At 62.8% G+C, this 18,586-nt stretch carries 12 protein-coding genes; 9 read left to right on the forward strand and 3 right to left on the reverse strand.

Features of this window, described 5'->3' with window-relative positions; translation table 11 throughout:
* Window positions 1-20 precede the first annotated feature (20 nt).
* From GTP58_RS14415 to GTP58_RS14435, 5 genes are all read left to right on the forward strand, one after another.
* Window positions 21-485, forward strand: a complete 465-nt coding sequence (locus GTP58_RS14415; protein WP_161078018.1) for a rhodanese-like domain-containing protein — start codon at window positions 21-23, stop codon at window positions 483-485.
* Between the two features lie 3 nt (window positions 486-488).
* Window positions 489-1,415 carry a serine O-acetyltransferase EpsC gene (gene epsC / locus GTP58_RS14420; RefSeq protein ID WP_072783439.1) on the forward strand — a complete coding sequence of 309 codons (927 nt, stop codon included), beginning with the start codon at window positions 489-491 and terminating at the stop codon, window positions 1,413-1,415.
* Window positions 1,412-1,675 carry a helix-turn-helix domain-containing protein gene (locus tag GTP58_RS14425; protein ID WP_161078019.1) on the forward strand — a complete coding sequence of 88 codons (264 nt, stop codon included), beginning with the start codon at window positions 1,412-1,414 and terminating at the stop codon, window positions 1,673-1,675. Before epsC ends, GTP58_RS14425 begins: the two co-directional genes overlap by 4 nt.
* A 103-nt stretch (window positions 1,676-1,778) precedes the next feature.
* Window positions 1,779-2,711: a family 2A encapsulin nanocompartment shell protein gene (locus tag GTP58_RS14430; protein ID WP_161078020.1), complete on the forward strand. Its 933-nt coding sequence runs from the start codon at window positions 1,779-1,781 to the stop codon at window positions 2,709-2,711.
* Window positions 2,708-4,444 carry a family 2A encapsulin nanocompartment cargo protein cysteine desulfurase gene (locus tag GTP58_RS14435; protein ID WP_161078021.1) on the forward strand — a complete coding sequence of 579 codons (1,737 nt, stop codon included), beginning with the start codon at window positions 2,708-2,710 and terminating at the stop codon, window positions 4,442-4,444. The genes GTP58_RS14430 and GTP58_RS14435 overlap by 4 nt, the downstream gene beginning before the upstream one ends.
* A gap of 86 nt (window positions 4,445-4,530) precedes the next feature.
* Here GTP58_RS14435 and GTP58_RS14440 read toward each other — a convergent pair whose 3' ends face one another.
* A complete protein-coding gene (locus GTP58_RS14440) occupies window positions 4,531-5,091 on the reverse strand; it encodes a hypothetical protein (RefSeq protein ID WP_161078022.1) in 561 nt (186 codons plus the stop codon).
* Window positions 5,092-5,215: 124 nt separating this feature from the next.
* Here GTP58_RS14440 and GTP58_RS14445 point away from each other — a divergent pair, with 124 nt between their 5' ends.
* Both GTP58_RS14445 and GTP58_RS14450 read left to right on the forward strand, forming a co-directional pair.
* Entirely contained in the window at window positions 5,216-8,143 is a 2,928-nt protein-coding gene (locus GTP58_RS14445) for a type VI secretion system Vgr family protein (RefSeq protein ID WP_161078023.1), read from the forward strand.
* A 22-nt stretch (window positions 8,144-8,165) separates the two neighbouring features.
* A complete protein-coding gene (locus GTP58_RS14450; RefSeq protein WP_161078024.1) occupies window positions 8,166-10,397 on the forward strand; it encodes a hypothetical protein in 2,232 nt (743 codons plus the stop codon).
* Here GTP58_RS14450 and GTP58_RS14455 read toward each other — a convergent pair.
* Window positions 10,394-11,350, reverse strand: a complete 957-nt coding sequence (locus GTP58_RS14455; protein WP_161078025.1) for an SUMF1/EgtB/PvdO family nonheme iron enzyme — start codon at window positions 11,348-11,350, stop codon at window positions 10,394-10,396. The genes GTP58_RS14450 and GTP58_RS14455 overlap by 4 nt on opposite strands.
* 119 nt (window positions 11,351-11,469) lie before the next feature.
* On the opposite strand from GTP58_RS14455, the gene GTP58_RS14460 reads away from it, so the two are divergent.
* Entirely contained in the window at window positions 11,470-12,675 is a 1,206-nt protein-coding gene (locus GTP58_RS14460; RefSeq protein WP_161078026.1) for a M48 family metalloprotease, read from the forward strand.
* A complete protein-coding gene (locus GTP58_RS14465; protein ID WP_161078027.1) occupies window positions 12,672-17,714 on the forward strand; it encodes an AAA domain-containing protein in 5,043 nt (1,680 codons plus the stop codon). Before GTP58_RS14460 ends, GTP58_RS14465 begins: the two co-directional genes overlap by 4 nt.
* Here GTP58_RS14465 and GTP58_RS14470 read toward each other — a convergent pair.
* On the reverse strand, window positions 17,695-18,582 hold the full coding sequence (locus tag GTP58_RS14470; RefSeq protein WP_161078028.1) for a LysR family transcriptional regulator: 888 nt from the start codon (window positions 18,580-18,582) through the stop codon (window positions 17,695-17,697). The two genes, GTP58_RS14465 and GTP58_RS14470, sit on opposite strands and share 20 nt — an antisense overlap.
* Window positions 18,583-18,586: the final 4 nt, after the last annotated feature.

The following is an 18,586-nucleotide window of genomic DNA, read 5'->3' on the forward strand; positions in this document are numbered from 1 at the left end:
TCAACGCATAAAGGGTCGTCATGTCAGAAGAAGTACTCGATCTGCCACAGCAGCTGGCAGAGCTTAAAACCCGGGCCGGCTTGTCCGGCCTGTCTTATGCGGGCGGTGTGCCGCCGGCACTGGCCTGGGAGCTGTTCTCCAGCGGCCAGGCGCTGCTGGTGGATGTCCGCACCGCCGAAGAGCGCAAGTTCGTCGGCCACGTGCCGGACAGCCTGCACGTGGCCTGGGCCACCGGCACCGCACTGACCCGCAATCCCCGTTTTGCCCGTGAGCTCGAAGCCAAGCTGGGCCGCAAGGATGCGGTGGCCCTGCTGCTGTGCCGCAGCGGCAAGCGCTCGGTGCTGGCGGCGGAAGCGGCAACCAAGGCCGGCCTCACCAATGTCTTCAATGTGCTGGAAGGGTTCGAAGGCGAACTCGACGCGCACCAGCAGCGCGGCAAGGCGGACGGCTGGCGCTTCCAGGGCCTGCCTTGGGTGCAGGACTGAACCATGGCAGCCACCTTCGACATCACCGGCATCGTGCAAGCGCTGCACGATGCGCGCCACAGCTGGCGGCAGACCCAACGCCGCAATAGCGAAGCCGGCAACCGTGAATTTCCTTCACGTGACGCGCTGGCCGCCATCATCGACAGCCTCAAGGGCGTGCTGTTTCCCATGCGACTAGGACCGCCCGATCTGCGGCAGGAAAGCGAGGACTTCCACGTGGCGCATGCGCTCGACGCGGCCCTGCACGCGCTGCTGAAACAGGTGCGGCGCGAGCTGGCCTATAACGCCGGCCTGCGCGGCCAGGGTGGGCGTCCCGTCGATGAGGAAGCGCTGATCGCCGTGCGCAGCCTTGCTGCTGCGCTGCCGGGCATCCGCGCTCTGCTGGATACCGATGTGATGGCCGCTTACCAGGGCGATCCGGCGGCGCGCAGCGTGGACGAGGTGCTGCTGTGTTATCCCGGCGTGCTGGCCATGATCCACTACCGGCTGGCGCATCAGCTGTATGTGCTGGAACTGCCGCTGCTGGCGCGCATCGTATCGGAGCTGGCGCACAGTGCGACTGGCATTGATATCCACCCGGGCGCGCGCATCGGCGCCGGCTTTTTCATCGACCATGGCACCGGCGTGGTGATCGGCGAAACCGCCGTCATCGGCGAGCGGGTGCGCGTGTACCAGGCAGTGACGCTGGGCGCCAAGCGCTTCCCGACGGATGCGGAAGGCAATCTGCAAAAAGGCCTGCCGCGCCATCCGGTGGTGGAAGACGACGTGGTGATTTACGCGGGCGCCACCATCCTTGGCCGCATCACGCTGGGCAAGGGCGCTGTCATCGGCGGCAATGTGTGGCTCACGCATGACGTGCCGGCGGGCGGCCGCATTGCCCAGGCCGAATCGCGCGAAGGCGCTTTTGCCAACAGCATAGGTGCGTCATGAGTGCCGCGTCCGGCGTGGCGTGCGCGCTGGCGCACAGCTTCGGGCGGGGCGTGCGGCAGTTGCGCGAGGCACAGGGCTGGTCGCAGGAGCGGCTGGCGGAAAATTCCAACCTCAACCGGTCCTACATCGGCGAAATCGAACGCGGCGTCGTGATCGCCTCCCTGCTCACCGTGGAAAAACTGGCGGCTGCACTCAAGCTGTCGCCGGCCGCCTTGCTGACCCACGGCGAAAGCCTGCGCACCAAGGCTGAGCCCGTGTAGAAATGAGGGACCTGACCCCGGAGTGGTGGCGATAGCATGTTGAGCGCATGGGTATCACACCGCACACTATCCCTGTTTTCTAACTATCTGGATGGGAGTCACGATGTCGGCAACAGTAGGCGGTACCACGGCGCTGGGCGATAACGCAGCGCGGCAATTAGCAAACGCAACCAAGACCGCGCCCCAGCTGTCGACCATCAGCCCGCGCTGGCTGACCCATCTGCTGCAATGGGTGCCGGTGGAGGCCGGCATCTATCGCCTCAACCAGGTGAAGAATCCAGAGGCGATCAAGGTCACCTGCACCGCGCGCGAGGAGGAGAACCAGCTGCCGCGCACCTTTGTCGATTATGAGGAAAATCCGCGCGAGTATTTCCTCAACGCGGTGTCAACGATCCTGGATGTGCATACGCGCGTGTCCGATCTGTACAGCAGCCCGCATGACCAGATCAAGGAACAGCTGCGCCTGACGATTGAAACCATCAAGGAAAACCAGGAATCCGAACTGATTAACAACCCGGATTATGGCTTGCTGGCGCAAGTGACCGAGGAGCAACGCGTCTTCCCGCTGACCGGCGCACCGACGCCGGACGATCTGGACGAACTGCTGACCAAGGTGTGGAAGGAGCCGGCATTCTTCCTGACCCATCCGCTGGCGATTGCCGCGTTTGGCCGCGAGGCGACACGCCGCGGGACGCCGCCGCCCACCATCAGCCTGTTCGGTTCGCAGTTCATCACGTGGCGCGGCATTCCGCTGATCCCGTCGGACAAGGTGCCGGTGGCCGATGGCAAATCCAAGATCCTGCTGCTGCGCGTGGGCGACAAGCGCCAGGGCGTGGTGGGCCTGTACCAGCCGGGCCTGCCGGGCGAGCAGAGTCCGGGGCTGTCGGTGCGCTTCATGGGCATCAACAACCATGCGATCTCGTCCTATCTGATTTCGCTGTACTGCTCGCTGGCGGTGCTGACGCCGGATGCACTGGCCGTGCTTGATGATGTGGAAATCGGCAAATACCACGACTATCCCGACACCTATAAATGAGCCATCCATCTCCTACCTTGCCGGAGCCGTCCGGCGCGCCGTTTGATACGGCAGCGCTGGCACGGCTGGCCAATGAATTGTTCAGCGCGTCGCCGTTTGCCTCGCCGTCGGGTGTCCATGGTGTGCAGGCGCCCGCCAATATTGCACCGCCCGGCTCGCCGCTGGCCAGTCCGGCCGGTCTCGGGCCTGCTGTGCCGGGAACGCCGATACCGCAAGGCCAGCTACCGGGCACCAACCTGATCCCGGCGTCGCCGACGCAGCTGCCCTCGCTGGCGCACCGTGCTCCGGCGCTGGCACCGTCCGCGCCAGCCGGCAATGGCGTACCGGACAAGGTGTACAGCACGCTGCCCGCGTACGAACCACGCAGCGGCGGCGCCGTGCTGGGCGTGCCGTCGCTGGAGGTGGGGGGAGCGCGTCAGATCGATGCGCCGTCCTACTACTTCCTCAACGACTGGCAGACACCATCGGGCGCGCCGTCCTCATCCGCAGCGGCCTCTCCGGTGCTGGGCGCCGCCAGCCATCAGCCGCCGTTTGACGTGCATGCCGTGCGGCGCGATTTTCCGATCCTGCAAGAGCGCGTGAATGGCCGCCAGCTGGTGTGGTTCGACAACGCCGCCACCACGCACAAGCCGCAATCGGTGATCGACCGCATCAGCTACTTCTACGAACACGAAAACTCCAACATCCACCGCGCCGCGCACGAACTGGCCGCACGCGCGACCGATGCGTACGAAGGCGCACGCCAGCGCGTGCAGCGTTTCATCAACGCCCCGGACGTCAACGAAGTCATCTTCGTGCGCGGCACCACCGAGGCCATCAACCTGGTGGCCAAGAGCTGGGGCGCTCAGCACATTGGCGAAGGCGACGAAATCATCGTCTCCAACCTCGAACACCATGCCAACATCGTGCCATGGCAGCAGCTGGCTGCGGCCAAAGGCGCCAGGCTGCGTGTGATCCCGGTCGACGACAGCGGCCAGATCCTGCTGGACGAATACCGCAAGCTGCTGAACCCGCGCACCAAGCTGGTCTCGATCACACAGGTATCGAATGCGCTGGGCACCGTCACCCCGGTAAAGGAAGTGGTGGCGCTGGCGCACAGCGTGGGCGCCAGGGTGTTGGTGGATGGCGCGCAATCCGTATCGCATATGCGGATAGACGTGCAGGAGCTGGGCGCCGACTTTTTCGTCTTCTCCGGCCACAAAGTGTTCGGGCCGACCGGTATCGGCGCGTTGTGGGGCAAGCGCGAAGTGCTGGAAGACATGCCGCCGTGGCAGGGCGGCGGCAATATGATCGCCGACGTCACGTTTGAAAAAACCGTGTACCAGCCGATCCCCAACAAGTTTGAAGCGGGCACCGGCAACATAGCCGATGCCGTCGGCCTGGGCGCAGCAATCGACTACGTCAACCGCATCGGCATCGACAACATCGCGCGTTACGAGCACGAACTGCTGGTGTACGGCACCTACCAGCTCAAGCAAATCCGTGGCGTACGCCTGATCGGCACGGCGGCCGACAAAGCCAGCGTGATGTCCTTCGTCCTGGACGGCTACACCACCGAACAGGTAGGAAAGGCGCTCAACGAAGAAGGCATCGCCGTACGCACCGGTCACCACTGCGCCCAACCGATCTTGCGCCGTTTCGGCGTCGAGACCACAGTACGGCCCTCACTGGCCTTCTACAACACCTACGACGAAGTCGACCGGCTCGCCGCCGTCATCCGCAAGCTCGCCTAAAATCCGGGGTCAGTTCTTGCAATCCAACACGGGCTCTGCCATACACCGGCAGAGCCCGTGTTGGATTGCAAGAACTGACCCCGGATTTATTTGGTTTTGGCGCGGGTGCGGATGGCGTTGATTTGTTTGAGTTCTTTGTCGCTGGCGTTGGCCAGCAGCGCTTCGTGGGCTTTGCCGAGCTCGACGTAGTGGGCTTGCTCCGGCGTCAGGGCGTTGCCGCGCAGCGCCCAGCTGGTCAGGAAGCCGGTCACCAGGCAGCACAGGACGACCAGCATCGTGTAGACGGCGATCCAGCTCCCGGTTTTGAATTGCAACAGGTTCAGCGACAGGCTGGTCCTGCGCGCCGCTTCGGTGGCTTCGCCCAGGCTGTGCACCATGCCGGCGACTGCCGCGCTGGTGGCGGTGGTCGCGGCGGCGCTCGCCTGGGCGCCTGCTACGTCGGCGATCTGCTGGGCTTCGGCGCTGATGCGGACGGCGTCGGCGATCTTGCCGTCGATCTGGCTCAGGCCGGCATTGGCCAGCCGCACCAGCTTGTCGCAATTGGCGATTTGTCGCGAGACACTGGCCACTTCTTCGTGAAAACGGCCGACTTCGAGCCGGTGGGCATCGATTTTTTCATGCAGCTTGTCAAATTCGGCTTGGGTCATGGCGCCTTCGTCGCTTACGCATTTCAATCGTGCCGTCCTTGCTCAGCTGAGCAAACTCAGGCTTAATATCGTGTCAAAAAAGTAATTTTAACGTTTTTTATCGGTTTTACCGGAGGTTTCCGTCATGCTAGCACTGCTGAATCGTCTTACCCAAGACACGCGCCTGCTCCAGTTGTCCACGCCGCTCGGCGCGGATGCGCTGGTGGTCGAGTGCCTGCGCGGCGAGGAGGCGATCAGCCAGCCCTATGCACTGACGGTCGCTGCATTGTCGCCTGATCCGGGTATTTCTCTCAAGACATTAATTGGCCAGCCGGTGCTGCTGCAGCTGCAGACCACCCTGCCGGGGCAGATGCGTGCTTTTCACGGTCACGTGACCAGCGCCCGCGCGATGGGGGCGGATGGTGGCCTGGCGCGCTATGAAATCACCATCGGCCCATGGTACGCCTTTATGGCTGCCGGCCGCGATAGCCGTATCTTCCAGGACCAGACGGTGCTGGATATTCTCGATGCGATCTTTTCTGGCTGGAAAGAAGTTGGCAAGCTGGCGCCGGCCTGGCGTTATGAGGTGGCGGACCGCAGCGTCTACCCCAAGCGCTCACTGACCTGCCAGTACCAGGAATCCAATCTGGCTTTTGCCGAGCGGCTTATGCAGGAAGAGGGTCTGTTTTACTATTTCGAGCACGACGGCGATCCGGCCAGCCCGTCGTTCGGCAGTCATACGATGGTGATTGCCGACCACAACGATGCCTTCCAGCCGAATCCTGAGCCGTTGATCCGCTTCACCCAGCCGGGCGCCGTGATGAGCGTGGATGCCATGGACCGCTGGCGCACCGCGCTGCACTGGACGGTCGGCGGCCTGGCCCTCGGCAGCTGGGATTATCGCAGCCTCAGCATGCGTCCGGTGACCGCATCCAGCGCGACCGCAACCGATGCCCCGATCAGCCGCGATACGCCCGGTGCCTACGCCTATACGTCACGCGAGCACGGCCAGCGGGTGGCCGACCGCCAGCTGGAGGCGCTGGAAGCGGGGCGCGAAGTGCATACCGGCGCCGGCACGGTGCGTACGCTGATACCGGGCACCACTTTCACGCTGACCGGCCAGGCCCAGCTGGATGCCGGCGAAGAAAGCGACCGCCAATTCGTGGTGCTACGGGTGGTCCACATGGCGCATAACAACCTCAGCGCGGATATTGCCAGTGCAGTGGTCAAGGCGCTGGGCCTGGGTGCGCTGGCCAAGGCCATCAATGAGGAGCAGGACAGCAGCAGCCTGCACGCCGTTGGCGAGGCGATTGCCGAACGTCCGCTCTACCGCAACCGTATCGATGCCATCCGCAGCAAGGTGCCTTTCCGCGCCAGTTCGGTCGATGGTCATGGCGTGCTGCTGCATCCCAAGCCTACGGTGCAGGGCCAGCAGACGGCGGTGGTGGTCGGGCCGCAAGGCGCGGTGATCCATACCGACCGCGATCACCGCATCAAGGTGCAGTTCCACTGGCAGCGCGGCGAGCAAAGCCATAGCCGTTTGAATCATCCGAATGACGGCCACAGCGGCGCGCCGGGCGACGATAGCGCCGGCACCTGGGTGCGGATCGCCACGCCGCTGGCGCCGGTGGCGGGCGCCAACTGGGGCACGGTAGCGGTGCCGCGCATCGGCAGCGAGGTGCTGATTGATTTCCTTGACGGGAATATCGATCGCCCGGTGGTGATCGGCAGCGTCTACAACGGCCAGGGTGCGCAGGATGCGCAGAACAATCAGGTGGCGCAAGGCGCCGGTGCGGCCACCGGTAACGCCCCGGCCTGGTTCCCTGGCGTGGCCGATGCCTACGCCCACGGTGCGGTGCTGTCGGGCCTGAAGTCGCAGGCGATGGCGTCCAGCCAGGCCGGTAGCGGCGCCTACAGCCAGCTGGTGTTTGACGACAGCCCCGGCGAGCCACGCATGGCGTTGCAGCGACACGCCGGACCGCACAGCGGCACCGATGAGCTGAACCTGGGACATCTGCGTCATCAGACCGATAACCAGCGCCTGCAAACGGCGGGCTTCGGCGCCGAGCTCAAGACTGAACACGGTGCGGCACTGCGGGCCGGGCGCGGCATGCTGCTGTCGGCCGATGCGCGCAATGGCGGCAGTGGCCAGCAGCTCGACACGCGCGAAGCGCAGTCGCAGATCGAGCAAAGCAATCAGTTGCAGATATCGATGGCGGACCTGGCGCAAAAACAGAACGCCAGGCTGGCCGCCAAGGGGGGCGCGGAACCGGCGCCGGATCAGTTGCCAGCGATTGCGCAACTGGCTGCCAGCGCCAAGGCGATCGCCACCACGGGCAATGGCAGTGGCGGCGACAGCGGCGGCAGTGGGCAGGTGACGGCCTACAGCAATCCGCACCTGCAGCTATCGGCGCCGGCCGGCATTGCCGCCGTGACGCCGGTCAGTGCGGTGCTGCGTTCGGGCACCACCACCAGTCTGACAGCGGGACAGGACATCAACCAGGTCGCGCAAGGGAACAGCATGCATCTGGTCAAGGATGGCATCAGCCTGTTCAGTTATGGCAAGGCCAGCAGCGCGGACAAGCCGAACCAGGAAACCGGCATCCGCCTGCACGCGGCCAGCGGCAAGGTCAGTGTACAGAGCCAGTCGGACCAGACCAGCATCACCGCCGACAAGCTGATTACGGTGGCCAGCATCAGCAAGAGCGTGACCGTGGCCGCCAAGCAGCACGTGAAGCTGACGGCACAGGGCGCCTACCTGCAACTTGAAGGCGGCAACATCCTGGTGCACGGCCCGGGCACCATGTCGTTCAAGGCCAGCATGAAGGAGCTGACCGGTCCTGCGGACGGCAGTGCCGGCAAGCCAGCGCTGCCGCAAGCCAAGGACCTTTACAACGAAGCTTTTGTGCTTAACCACGAGAAGACGGGCGAGCCGATGGCCAATGTGCCTTACCGCCTGGAGTCCGCCAGCGGCCAGATCCTCGAAGGCATTACCGATGCCGAGGGCCGCACCCAGCGTCTGTTCACCAGCAAGGCGGAGCAGGTCAAGCTGTTCCTGTTAAACCAAGATTGATTTTTGTTGAGATGGTACGACCATGAGCCTGGATTCTTCCGCATCCTCTTCCACCACTGGCGTGATGGCGCTGCAACCGCACGCGGAGGGCACCACCAACATCCCCGCCGGCACCTTCATTCCCGCCAAGCTGCCGGCAGGCGAAGGCGCGTTGATGTACTGGCCGGAGCAGAACGCCTTTCTGGCGCTGTTTGCGCCTGAGTTCAATGCCCTGCATTTCCAGGCCGACGAACACAGCAAGAAGATCGCGGCGCTCCAAGAGGCCAACAAGAAGGTCACCGAAGCGGCGGTGGTACTGCGCGCTGCGCAAAAGGCCAATGTCGCCGCCGACATGAAGAAGGCGGAGGACGAGCTCAACAAGGCGCTCAACGAGATGCAGCAGGCCAGTGACGAAGTCAAGAAAAAGCTGGAGCCACTCGACAAGCTCGATGCCAAGGGCGGTAACAAGATGATCGAGCTGGTTTCGCTGAAAGCGGGCCGCTACGACAAGAAAGACAAGGGTGTGCCGATCTATGTCACCAGCGACAAGATCAAGAAAGTGCTGGCGGAAAAGCGTCTCTATCTCGTCGAAAGCGAAAAGGCCAAGCGCGAGAAGGACAAGATCTTCAAGGACGGCAAGCTCAACACCAAGGAAATCAAGCACCGCATTGCCGAGAAGGCGCAGTCCAAGGATTTCAAGAAAGAGTGGAAGCTCAAGCCCGACGATGCCGATGAATACACCGGTGTGCTGTCCGAGTGGGCGCGCACCATGAACGGCGACATCGCCAAGTTCATCGAGCGCAATACGGATGACCTGCAAAAGAAATTCAACCACGACCCCAAGGACGAACACCGCAACATCGATCTGTCGGTGGATGCGCAGCTGATGCGCTATACCGCTGGCGCCGGGCTGGCGGTCAACTTCAAACCTTTCCAGGGCAATCTGTTCGACCAGCGCGACCGCAACTGGCCCAGCCGCATAAAGCGCGGTTTGATGTCGGCCGACTGCGGCATCAAGGCCAATGCCAAAGCGGCGTTTGCTGTGGCCGAAGGCCGTGTGCACACCGAGCTGTACTTGCCGCATTATGCGGGCTGGCATGCGACCGCAGAGCTCGCCGGACAAACGGTGGAGTTCGGCTATTGGCGGCTGTATGGCGACATCATCCTGTCTGGCAGCGTGGGCGCCAGCGTGGCGGTGGAGCTTGGTATCGAGGTCAGCCTGACGGGCGGCAAGCAGGGCATCCGCGGCATCCCGCCAGCCAACAAGAAAAAGAGCGGCGCCAAGGCACGCGTCGGCGCCAGCGGCGATCTGGACGCGTTTGCCGGCGCCCGCGCAGGCCTGGACGCGAAAGGCGCGCTGCAATGGCTCAACCCGGAAGGCGCGGAGAGCAATGGCAAACCGCTCAAGGTCAAGCCCGGCAAGGCGATTGCTGAATACAAGGACATGGCAAAAATCGACACCGGCGTGGCGGGCACGGCAGGTATCGGCGTGCGCGGTGCGTTTGCGATCAAGCACGAGGAGGGTAAATTCGTCATCTATGCCAAGATCGGTGCGTGTCTTGGTTTAGGCGGTGAGGGCTCGTTGAAGTTTGAAGCGGGCACAGCGACTATTGGCGAATTCTTCAAATGCGTCGCTTATCACCTCAAGCGTCTTGATTACCACAAGCTTGGGGATGCGATTGAGCAGGATGCGTATGAAGCCTATTGCAAAGTGAAGTATATGGTCGTGGCCGGTGGTCGCCGCCTGGAACAATTTGTCGATGAGCAGTTAGACACTATTGAGAAAGAGTTTGATAGTACGATAAAAAAAATCGATCGGGCACTTAAAGATGGCACCAATGAGGCCAAAGAATTTCTTAACCGGATACGTCATGAACTAGAGCTGGAAACAGCAAGCTGGCTGAGCTATGCGCCGCCGGAAGTGATGGGGCAGATCACGCGTCAAATCGCTGCCGCTGGCTTGAGTCCCGATGCAGCCATCAGTGGAGAAGCACCGAGATTGATGGCGATGGCATTGGGCGCGCCTCAGACGCTGAATCATCTGAATACAGTCGCTGAGCGTATGACGCTTGCTATGGGTGATAAGCAAAGCGAAGCTACTGGCATGGCGATGATTCAGGCTTGTTTAGCCGATAGCGTTTATTCCTCATCGTTGAACGCTGCCCAGCAGCGCCTGGCCGATGCGCAACCATTGCTCAGTCAGCCTTTTATCTGGAATAGTGAACCGGAGTTCCAGACTGCCTCTTTGGCAATAGAACACTCCATGTTTGCTTAATGGGTGGTGTGCAGCGCACACCGGAAAGCTGTGCCAGCCACGCCGGCATATTTCCCATAGGGGACTTCACGATCTGGATCGCCTTTGTTTTTACCAAAACTGGTCCAGGTACCATGTTGATCGCCGTTATTTCGGGACCAACGTTTAATGCTCATCGCGGACGAGTAACTACCAGCGAAGCCGCGATAAACATGTACCGAGCCTTTGGCAGGACCAGCAGGATCTTGGACTGGGGAGTTTGCGTAATAGCCAGCGTCATACCAGTCCCGGACCCATTCGCTGATGCCGTTGCTAAAATCGTGGAGTCCTGCCGGATTGGGCGGAAAGCTCCCCACCTCGACTAAGCCCCCCAGCGATTTCCGTTGTTCGTAGGAGGCAAGGTTGACCCCTGGTTGCGACTCGCCGTTATTTGTCGGATACAAATTTCGCTTGCCAGCGCCGCGCGCGGCGTATTCCCATTGCGCCTCAGTGGGAAGATCATATGGCTCGCCGGATTGTTTCGCCAACCATGTGCAGTAGTCTTTGGCGCCTTGCCAGTTCACGCCCGCAGGATTACGTGGCTTGCGGCGTTTCTGTTCGACGTCTGACTGAGCGATACGGGGCAAACGCTGCGCTGCAGTAAAGATATCGAACTCTGCCATTGTGATGGGATACTTCCCGATTGAAAATGCACTCAGTGTTACCTTATGCACAGGCTTGGAGTCAGAACTGCCATCAAATGGCAAGCCGCTACCATTCACTTCTGCACCCCAATCGCCCATATCAAACGTACCGGCAGGCAGCGGCACCATGTTTTTCTTCGTATCGGCCAGTAGCTGCTTGATGGCTTCTGCACTTGGTGCCGGATCGCGCCAGTTCCCGTCTGGCATTTGCTCAGCCTGATCGGCTGACGCGATGTTGGCGGCGAACAGAAGATTTAGCAACAGGGTTGAGCTGGCGAGTACAGTACGCATGGTGGTCCGTCATAGAAGCAGGTCTGCTTATTATGTCATCAATAAAACCAGTCTGATTTCCTGTTGAGCCCGATGCCGGGGCGGCGCTGCGGATGTTGAGAATGCCTTATCATGGAGCCTTGCAAACGACCGTATCCTGGGCGCCATTGGAACCGACTAACTACCATCTTGCCGTCTGCGCTTATCTGGAGCAGCGGGAGCCAGAACTGTGGAACTGGATCGCCGCTTCACGGCAGGAGCAAGACCCCGCCTTACGCCTGCATCTACTGAAAACCACCTATCAATTGAGCCAGGAAGCACATCCAGCCTTGCATGCGGCAGTGGCGCAGGCCTCGCAGCGGCTCAACATCGCGCCAGAGGTGGCGCTGTATCAGGCCAATCACGCGGAGCAGATCAACGTCGCGATCTATGTCGAAAATAATGCGGCCCACATCATTTTCAGCGGCGCCGTACTGGAATTGCTGGATGACGCCGAACTGAGCGCCGTGATCGGCCACGAGCTGGCCCACTACGAATTGTGGCAGCGGGATGGCGGCCGCTTCTGGATCGCCAGCCGCCTGGTCGAACGCCTCGCCGATGAAGAACCGGGCCGTGGCGAATGGCATTACACCGCCTTGCGCTATCAGCAGTACATGGAGATTTATGCGGACCGCGGCGCCTACCGCGTGTGCCAGGACATCGCGCCGTGCATCGCCAGCCTGGTCAAGATCCAGACTGGCCTCAAGCAGGTGCACGTGGACAGCTATCTGGAACAGGCGGAACGCATCCTGGCGCACGATGGCGTGGTCAGCGACGCTGTCAGCCACCCGCAAGCCTTCATCCGCGCCAAGGCGCTGGCGATGCACGCTGCGGCTGCGCCGGAACTGGATGTCACGCTTGATCGCCTGCTGGCCGGCGCCATGGAGCCGGATACGCTGGATATCACGGGCCAGGTCGCCCTGTCCGCGCTGACCCGCAGCGTGGTCGCCAGCCTGCTGACCTCACCGTGGTTTGCCAGCGATGCCGTCAAGGCGCTGGCCCGGCGCTACTGGGACGACTTCACGCCTGGCGAGGCCGCAGCGCCGCAGCATCTGGGCGCGGTCGGCCAGGTGCTGCTGCCGGATGCACACAAGCTGGATATCTATCTGTCCTTTGTCCTGCTGGATTTCGCCTGCGTCGACCCAACGCTGGAAGAACTGCCGATGGCCGCCGCGCTGCAACTGGCCGACCAACTCGGCATCGGCGACACCTTTGAAACCACCGTGCTGAAAGAAACCAGGCTGAAAAAGACCGCCCTGGCCAAACTGCGCGCCATGGTGATTCCCATCCATATCGATCGCCCATGAGTACTCCTGCCCCCGTTTTTTTTGATTTCCTCAACGGCCTGCACGACGCTCCGCAGACCGAAGACCTGCAGGCCTGGCTGCTGCCGCTGTTTGAACAGGTAGCACAGCTGCACGCGCAGGATCAGGTGGCGCCGTTGAAGGGCGTGGCGAGTGTGCGTTTCGATTACAACCAGCTGTGGTTTGAGCAGGGGCTGGCGCCGGCGCCGCAACGCGCCGACGATAAAATCGCGGCACTCGATCCGCAAAGCACGCTGACCATCAGCGCGCGCCTGTATCAGGATGACGAGGAAACGCGCAACCTGCGCATCGCCGCGCTGCAGACGGGGACGGGTGTCGAAGCACCGGCCTACCTGCCTGGCTATGTCTCATGGGAGCACACCTGGTCGCACCACGATCCGCTGACCGATATCTTTGTCCTGGGCCTGATGCTGGCCAGCGCCGCGTGCCGGCTGAACCTGTCACAGGAAGAGGATCTGGCGCGCTTCGTCGCCCATCGCCATAACCTGTTTGCCTTGAACGACAGGCTGAATCCTGTCTGGGCGCGCATGATTGTGCGGATGACTGAGCTGTCGCGCCACCGTCGCGAGCCGGACCTGCAAGAGGTCATTCATACGCTGCGCAACTACCGCGTGCTGGATGCGCCGGTAGCGCTGCCTGCGGTCGCGCAGGGCGAAGGTTCGCGCAACCGCCAGCTGCAGGCGCATTTGCGCGACCGCCTGTTTGAGGTATCGCGCCGCAACAAGCTGCTGTACTTCCGCCAGTCGCAGCAGACGCTGAACCTGACGGTTGGCTCGTTCCCGCTGATGCTGGATGTCCGCAACATCAAGGAAGAGCAGCTGTTCTACTGGCATGAGGACGTGGCAAAGCAGGTATGCAGCGAGGCGCCGATCCCGTTACAGAAGTATCTGCGCTTTGAAGACCTGCCGTTCCTGCCATCGCAGCTGGATGCGATACGCACTGCGGCCCAGCGTGACCAGAACGAGTACGGCTGTTCGCAATTGCGGCTGGCCGTGTGCATGCTCCGCTGGCATAACTTCAAGGAAGACAAGAACGAACGCATCACCACGCCATTGCTGCTGTTGCCAGTGACGCTTACGCGCAAGAAGGGTGTGCGTGACACCTATCAGCTGCAGGCGACGACGTCGGTGGCGGAAGTCAATCCTGTGCTGCGCCATGTCCTGCGCCAGGTGTATGGCATGGAACTGCCGGAAACCGTCGATCTGGAGCAGCCGCTGGATGCCTTCCATGCGCAGCTGGAACAGCAGATCCGCCAGTCGGAGCCGGGCATCACGCTGCACAAGATAGAGCGTCCGCAGATTCAGGTCATCCGCAAACTGGCCAAGGCGCGCCTGGACCAGTTCGAGCGTCGCCGCAAGAAGCAGCTCAGTGGCCTGGCCCGCCGCAGTCATGGCGATTTCGAATACAGCTACGACAAGTCTGCCTACCATCCGCTCGGCGTGCAGCTGTTCCTTGACCGCGTCAAGCCGCAACCGGCGCCGCTGGCCAACCTGGTCGGCAAGCCACGCCCGCTGTACATGACGGCACCTGGCGTGGTCGAAGGCGAGACGTACGTGATCGATGAGGACCGCGCAGGTTCTCCCTACGACTGGGAGTTTGACCTGTGTGCGCTCACGCTGGGCAACTTCAACTACCGCAAGATGTCGCTGGTGCAGGACTATAACGCGCTGCTGCGCGAGAACCTGTCCAGCCCAGCGTTCGACGGCATCTTCTCGCTGGAGCCGCGCCGCAGCTTTGCCGACACGGTGGAACAGCCGGACCTGGCCAGACAATTCACGGTGGTGCCGCAAGACCCGACGCAGGCCCGCGCGATAACGCACGCCCGCAGTGGCGCCAGCATGATTATTCAGGGGCCGCCCGGCACTGGTAAATCGCAGACCATCACCAATCTGATCGCGGATTATGTGGCGCGCGGCAAGCGCATCATGTTCGTCTGCGAGAAGCGCGCAGCGATCGACGTGGTCTACCACCGCCTGCAGCAGCACGGCCTGGAAAAACTGTGCGCGTTGATTCACGATTCGCAGGGCGACAAGAAAGCCTTTGTGATGGACCTCAAAGCCTGCTACGAAGCGTGGATGGCGCCGGTGTCCGAGCCGGAACAGGCCGAGCATCAGCGCAATGCCTTGCTGGCGCTGGCGGGCCGCGAACAGGAGCAGCTGGCCGCGTTCTCGTCGGAGATGACGGCGACGTACGCGAATGTCGGCATTCCCTTGCGCGACCTGTACAAGCGCATCGCCATACTCGGCGTCGACGAGGGCGCCAGCGTTTCCATGGAGTTGCCGGACTACGCGCAGTGGGCCGGCAATGGCGCGATGCTGCTGGACCTGGCGGCGCGCCTACGTGACGCCGGGCAGGACCCGGTGCTGGCGCATCATCCGCTGCGCAATGTGCATCCGCAGTTGCTGGCGACGCCACAGCCGGTGGCAGCCGTGCGTGCGGCGGCGGCAGAGGCTTTGCCGTTGCTGCAGCAGCTGCAGTCATCGCTGTCGGCCTTGCCGGCGGAGCTGTGGCAGGACATGGCCGCGTTGCGCCGTCTGGCGGGCTATCTGCATGCGGTGCGGCCGCTGCTGCAGCGCCAGCTGCCGGAGCTGCTGGACGCAGATCTGCCGCGCAGTGCCGCCTTCCTCAAGCTGCGCAAGCAGTATCTGGCGCAGCGTGAAGCGGTGGTTGCTGCCACGGACAAGAGCGCGCACTGGCGTGTGCGGCCGACCGCGGATGAAGTGGAAATCGCGCTGCCGCAAGCGGCGGCGGTGGAGCAGAAGCTGCTGGGTTTTCTCAGTCCCGTATGGTGGCAGCTGCGGCGGTTGTTCAAATCGGCGTATGACATGGGCGCGCATGCGGTCAAGCCGCGCTGGAGTGATTGCCTGCGCTGGCTGCAGCAGGATTACCAGGCCACCGCTGCGCTGGCCGCCGTTCAGCGCGAGATCGACAGCGAATGGCATGTCGATGATGTGGATGCCTTCTCGGCGCAGGTGGAGGCGCTGCACGCACAGAACGCCGCGCTGCCACCGGCCCTGCTGCTGTTCCAGCGCGAGCTGACGAGCCGCCGCCATGCCGATCTGGCAGGCTTGGTCGAGCTGGAGCATTTGTGCACCGTGGTGTTCCGTGCGCTGGATGCGGGCTGGGTCGACTTCGATCACCTCAGCGTACCGCAATTGCTGGATCAACTGGAGGCCACCGGTGAAGCCAGTGCATGGCTGCCGCTGATGGCCAGTGGCCTGACAGCGCTGCATCAGACCCCTGCGGCGTTCGCGCACGCCGCGCGCACCTGGCCGGGCCAGCCGGAAGCGCTGGAACTGGCGATGGCGCGCGCTTCGCTGGCGCAGGTCTACCGTGACAATGCGGCGTTGTCGCGCCAGAGCGGCGCCCAGCTGGACCAGTTGTGCGCGCAACTCAGCGCGCATCTGCGGGAACTGCATGCGCTGAACGCGCGCGTTATTCTGGAGCGCCGGCGTAACCAGTTCCTGGCGCAGCTGGCGATTGCCAACAGCAGCGCAAGCCAGTTGAGCGCCGAGCAGAAGGAGTTCAAGAAGAACTACTCGGCCGGCCGCCGCGAACTGGAAAACGAATTTTCCAAGGTGATGCGCTACAAAGCTATCCGCGAGCTGGCCTCGAGTCATTCCGGGCTGGTGGTGCGCGATCTCAAGCCGGTGTGGATGATGAGCCCATTATCGATCTCCGACACGCTGCCGCTGGAAGCCGATTACTTTGATGTCGTGATCTTCGACGAAGCCAGCCAGATACCGGTGGAGGAAGCCATACCGTCGCTGTATCGCGGCCCGCAAGTGATTGTGGTCGGCGATGAAATGCAGCTGCCGCCCACGAACTTCTTCAGCGCGCAGCACGATCCCGATGACGCGGATGAGGAGATGATGGCGGACCTCAGCAGCGATAGCTTTCTGAACCAGGCCGCGCGCAGTCTGCCGTCGACCATGCTGCAATGGCACTACCGCAGCCGTTCGGAGGCCTTGATTACCTTCTCCAACCATCGCTTCTACGAAGGCAGCTTGCTGACGATTCCGGACCACGCGCTGATGCAGCCGGCGGCGCCGATCGTGATGGCAAATGGCGCGGAAGTCGCGCCGGCATTGGCGCAGGCGCTGCAACGGCCGATCAGTTTCCATTTCCTGTCCGACGGCCTGTATCGCGACCGCCGCAACCAGCCGGAGGCGGCCTATATTGCCCAGCTGGTGCGCCAGCTGCTGGCCAGCGGCAGTCCCCTGACCCTGGGCGTGGTGGCGTTCTCCGAGGCGCAGCAAGATGAAATCGTCCAGGCCTTGCGCGCGCTGGCCAGCGCCGATGCCGGGTTCTCAACGCTGCTCGATGCGGCCTATGAACGCGAGGAAGATGGCCAGTTCTGCGGCCTGTTCATCAAGAACCTGGAAAACGTGCAGGGCGATGAGCGTGACCTCATCATCATGAGCGTCTGCTATGGCTACGATGCCCAGCGCAAGATGCTGATGAATTTTGGTCCGATCAACCGTGCTGGCGGCGAGAAGCGTCTGAACGTGGTGTTTTCGCGCGCGAAGCGGCATATGTTCCTGGTGTCGAGCGTCAAGCATACCGACATCCGCAACGACTACAACCCTGGCGCCTTTGCGCTCAAGGCCTACCTGCAGTTTGCCGAGTTGTCATCCATCGGCGATCAGCCGGGTGCGCGGCAGGTGATTGAGCTGTTGGGCGGTAAGCACCGCGTGCGGCGGCAGACGGAACATCATCCGGTGGTGGTGCGGTTGCAGCAGGTCTTGCAGCAGCGCGGCTATCTCGTGGACACAGATATTGGCGAATCCAGCCTGCGTTGTGACCTCGGTGTACGCCGCCAGGGCGACAGCGCATATCGCCTGGGTATTCTGGTGGACACCGATACCCACTACGCCGCGCCGGATCTGATCGAGCGCTACCTGCAGCAGCCGGATTTGCTGTCCGGCGCTGGCTGGCGTATCGCGCGCGTCTACAGCAAGGACTGGGTGGCGCGTCGCGAAGCAGTGCTGGACGAATTGTTCAAGACGCTGGACGCTTGAGCAGCTCCGTCAGGGCTTGCGCCGCACGGCTCTGGTGACGCTGGCGGTGATGCAGCAGCGAGAATGGCCGTGGCGGCAGGTCCAGATTCACCTTGCGCAGCAGGCCCGCCTGCAGATGCGGCGCCACCACGAGTTCTGACACTACTGCCGCATATGGTCCCGCCAGCACGGCGCTGCGTACTGCTTCGTTGGACGGCAGGTCCAGCGCGACGCGCAGCTGCGCCGGCATGATGCCCATGGCAGCCAGCCGCGCCTCGAATGCGGAGCGGGTGCCGGAGCCTGGCTCGCGCATGATCCACTCGGCGTTACGCAGCGCATCCGCGTCCACCGCGCGGCCATCGGCCCATGGATGGCCGGGAGCCACGACCGCGACGATGTCGTCCTGCGCCACGGTGGTGGTGGCCAGCTCCGGCTCGTCCACGCCATCTTCCACCAGACCGAGATCGGCCATCCCTTCACGCACCGCTTGCGCCACGCTGCTGGTGTTGCCGATGGTGAGGCTGAGTGTAATCAGCGGATACTGCTGGTGGAAAGCCAGCAGCAATGGCGGCAGCCAGTAGCTGGCGATGGTCTGGCTGGCGTGGACGGCCAGTGCGCCGCGTTGCAGGCCCGCCAGTTCGGTCAGCGTCAGTTCGGCGTTGCGGGCGGCGGCCAGCGTGGCGCGTGCTTCGGCCAGGAACAGGCGTCCGGCGTCATTGAGCTGGATGCCGCGCCCCATGCGGTGGAAGAGCGGCGTGTCGTAGCGCTCTTCCAGCGCGCGTATGGAGGCGCTGACGGCGGAGGGTGTCAGCGCCAGGGCATCGGCCGCCTGCGTCAGGTGCTCGCGCTCGGCGACGGCAATGAAGATACGCAGCTGTTCCAGCGTCATACGG

The organism is Duganella sp. CY15W, from assembly GCF_009857555.1.
Classification (GTDB): Bacteria; Pseudomonadota; Gammaproteobacteria; order Burkholderiales; family Burkholderiaceae_D; genus Rugamonas; species Rugamonas sacchari.

What these genes read in the sequence shown, in the direction of transcription:
- GTP58_RS14450 (WP_161078024.1), top strand. Translation starts at nt 8,166, where the DNA reads ATGAGCCTGGATTCTTCCGCATCCTCTTCCACCACTGGCGTGATGGCG.
- epsC (WP_072783439.1), top strand. Translation starts at nt 489, where the DNA reads ATGGCAGCCACCTTCGACATCACCGGCATCGTGCAAGCGCTGCACGAT.
- GTP58_RS14465 (WP_161078027.1), top strand. Translation starts at nt 12,672, where the DNA reads ATGAGTACTCCTGCCCCCGTTTTTTTTGATTTCCTCAACGGCCTGCAC.
- GTP58_RS14470 (WP_161078028.1), bottom strand. Translation starts at nt 18,582, where the DNA reads ATGACGCTGGAACAGCTGCGTATCTTCATTGCCGTCGCCGAGCGCGAG.
- GTP58_RS14455 (WP_161078025.1), bottom strand. Translation starts at nt 11,350, where the DNA reads ATGCGTACTGTACTCGCCAGCTCAACCCTGTTGCTAAATCTTCTGTTC.
- GTP58_RS14435 (WP_161078021.1), top strand. Translation starts at nt 2,708, where the DNA reads ATGAGCCATCCATCTCCTACCTTGCCGGAGCCGTCCGGCGCGCCGTTT.
- GTP58_RS14415 (WP_161078018.1), top strand. Translation starts at nt 21, where the DNA reads ATGTCAGAAGAAGTACTCGATCTGCCACAGCAGCTGGCAGAGCTTAAA.
- GTP58_RS14425 (WP_161078019.1), top strand. Translation starts at nt 1,412, where the DNA reads ATGAGTGCCGCGTCCGGCGTGGCGTGCGCGCTGGCGCACAGCTTCGGG.
- GTP58_RS14440 (WP_161078022.1), bottom strand. Translation starts at nt 5,091, where the DNA reads ATGACCCAAGCCGAATTTGACAAGCTGCATGAAAAAATCGATGCCCAC.
- GTP58_RS14430 (WP_161078020.1), top strand. Translation starts at nt 1,779, where the DNA reads ATGTCGGCAACAGTAGGCGGTACCACGGCGCTGGGCGATAACGCAGCG.
- GTP58_RS14445 (WP_161078023.1), top strand. Translation starts at nt 5,216, where the DNA reads ATGCTAGCACTGCTGAATCGTCTTACCCAAGACACGCGCCTGCTCCAG.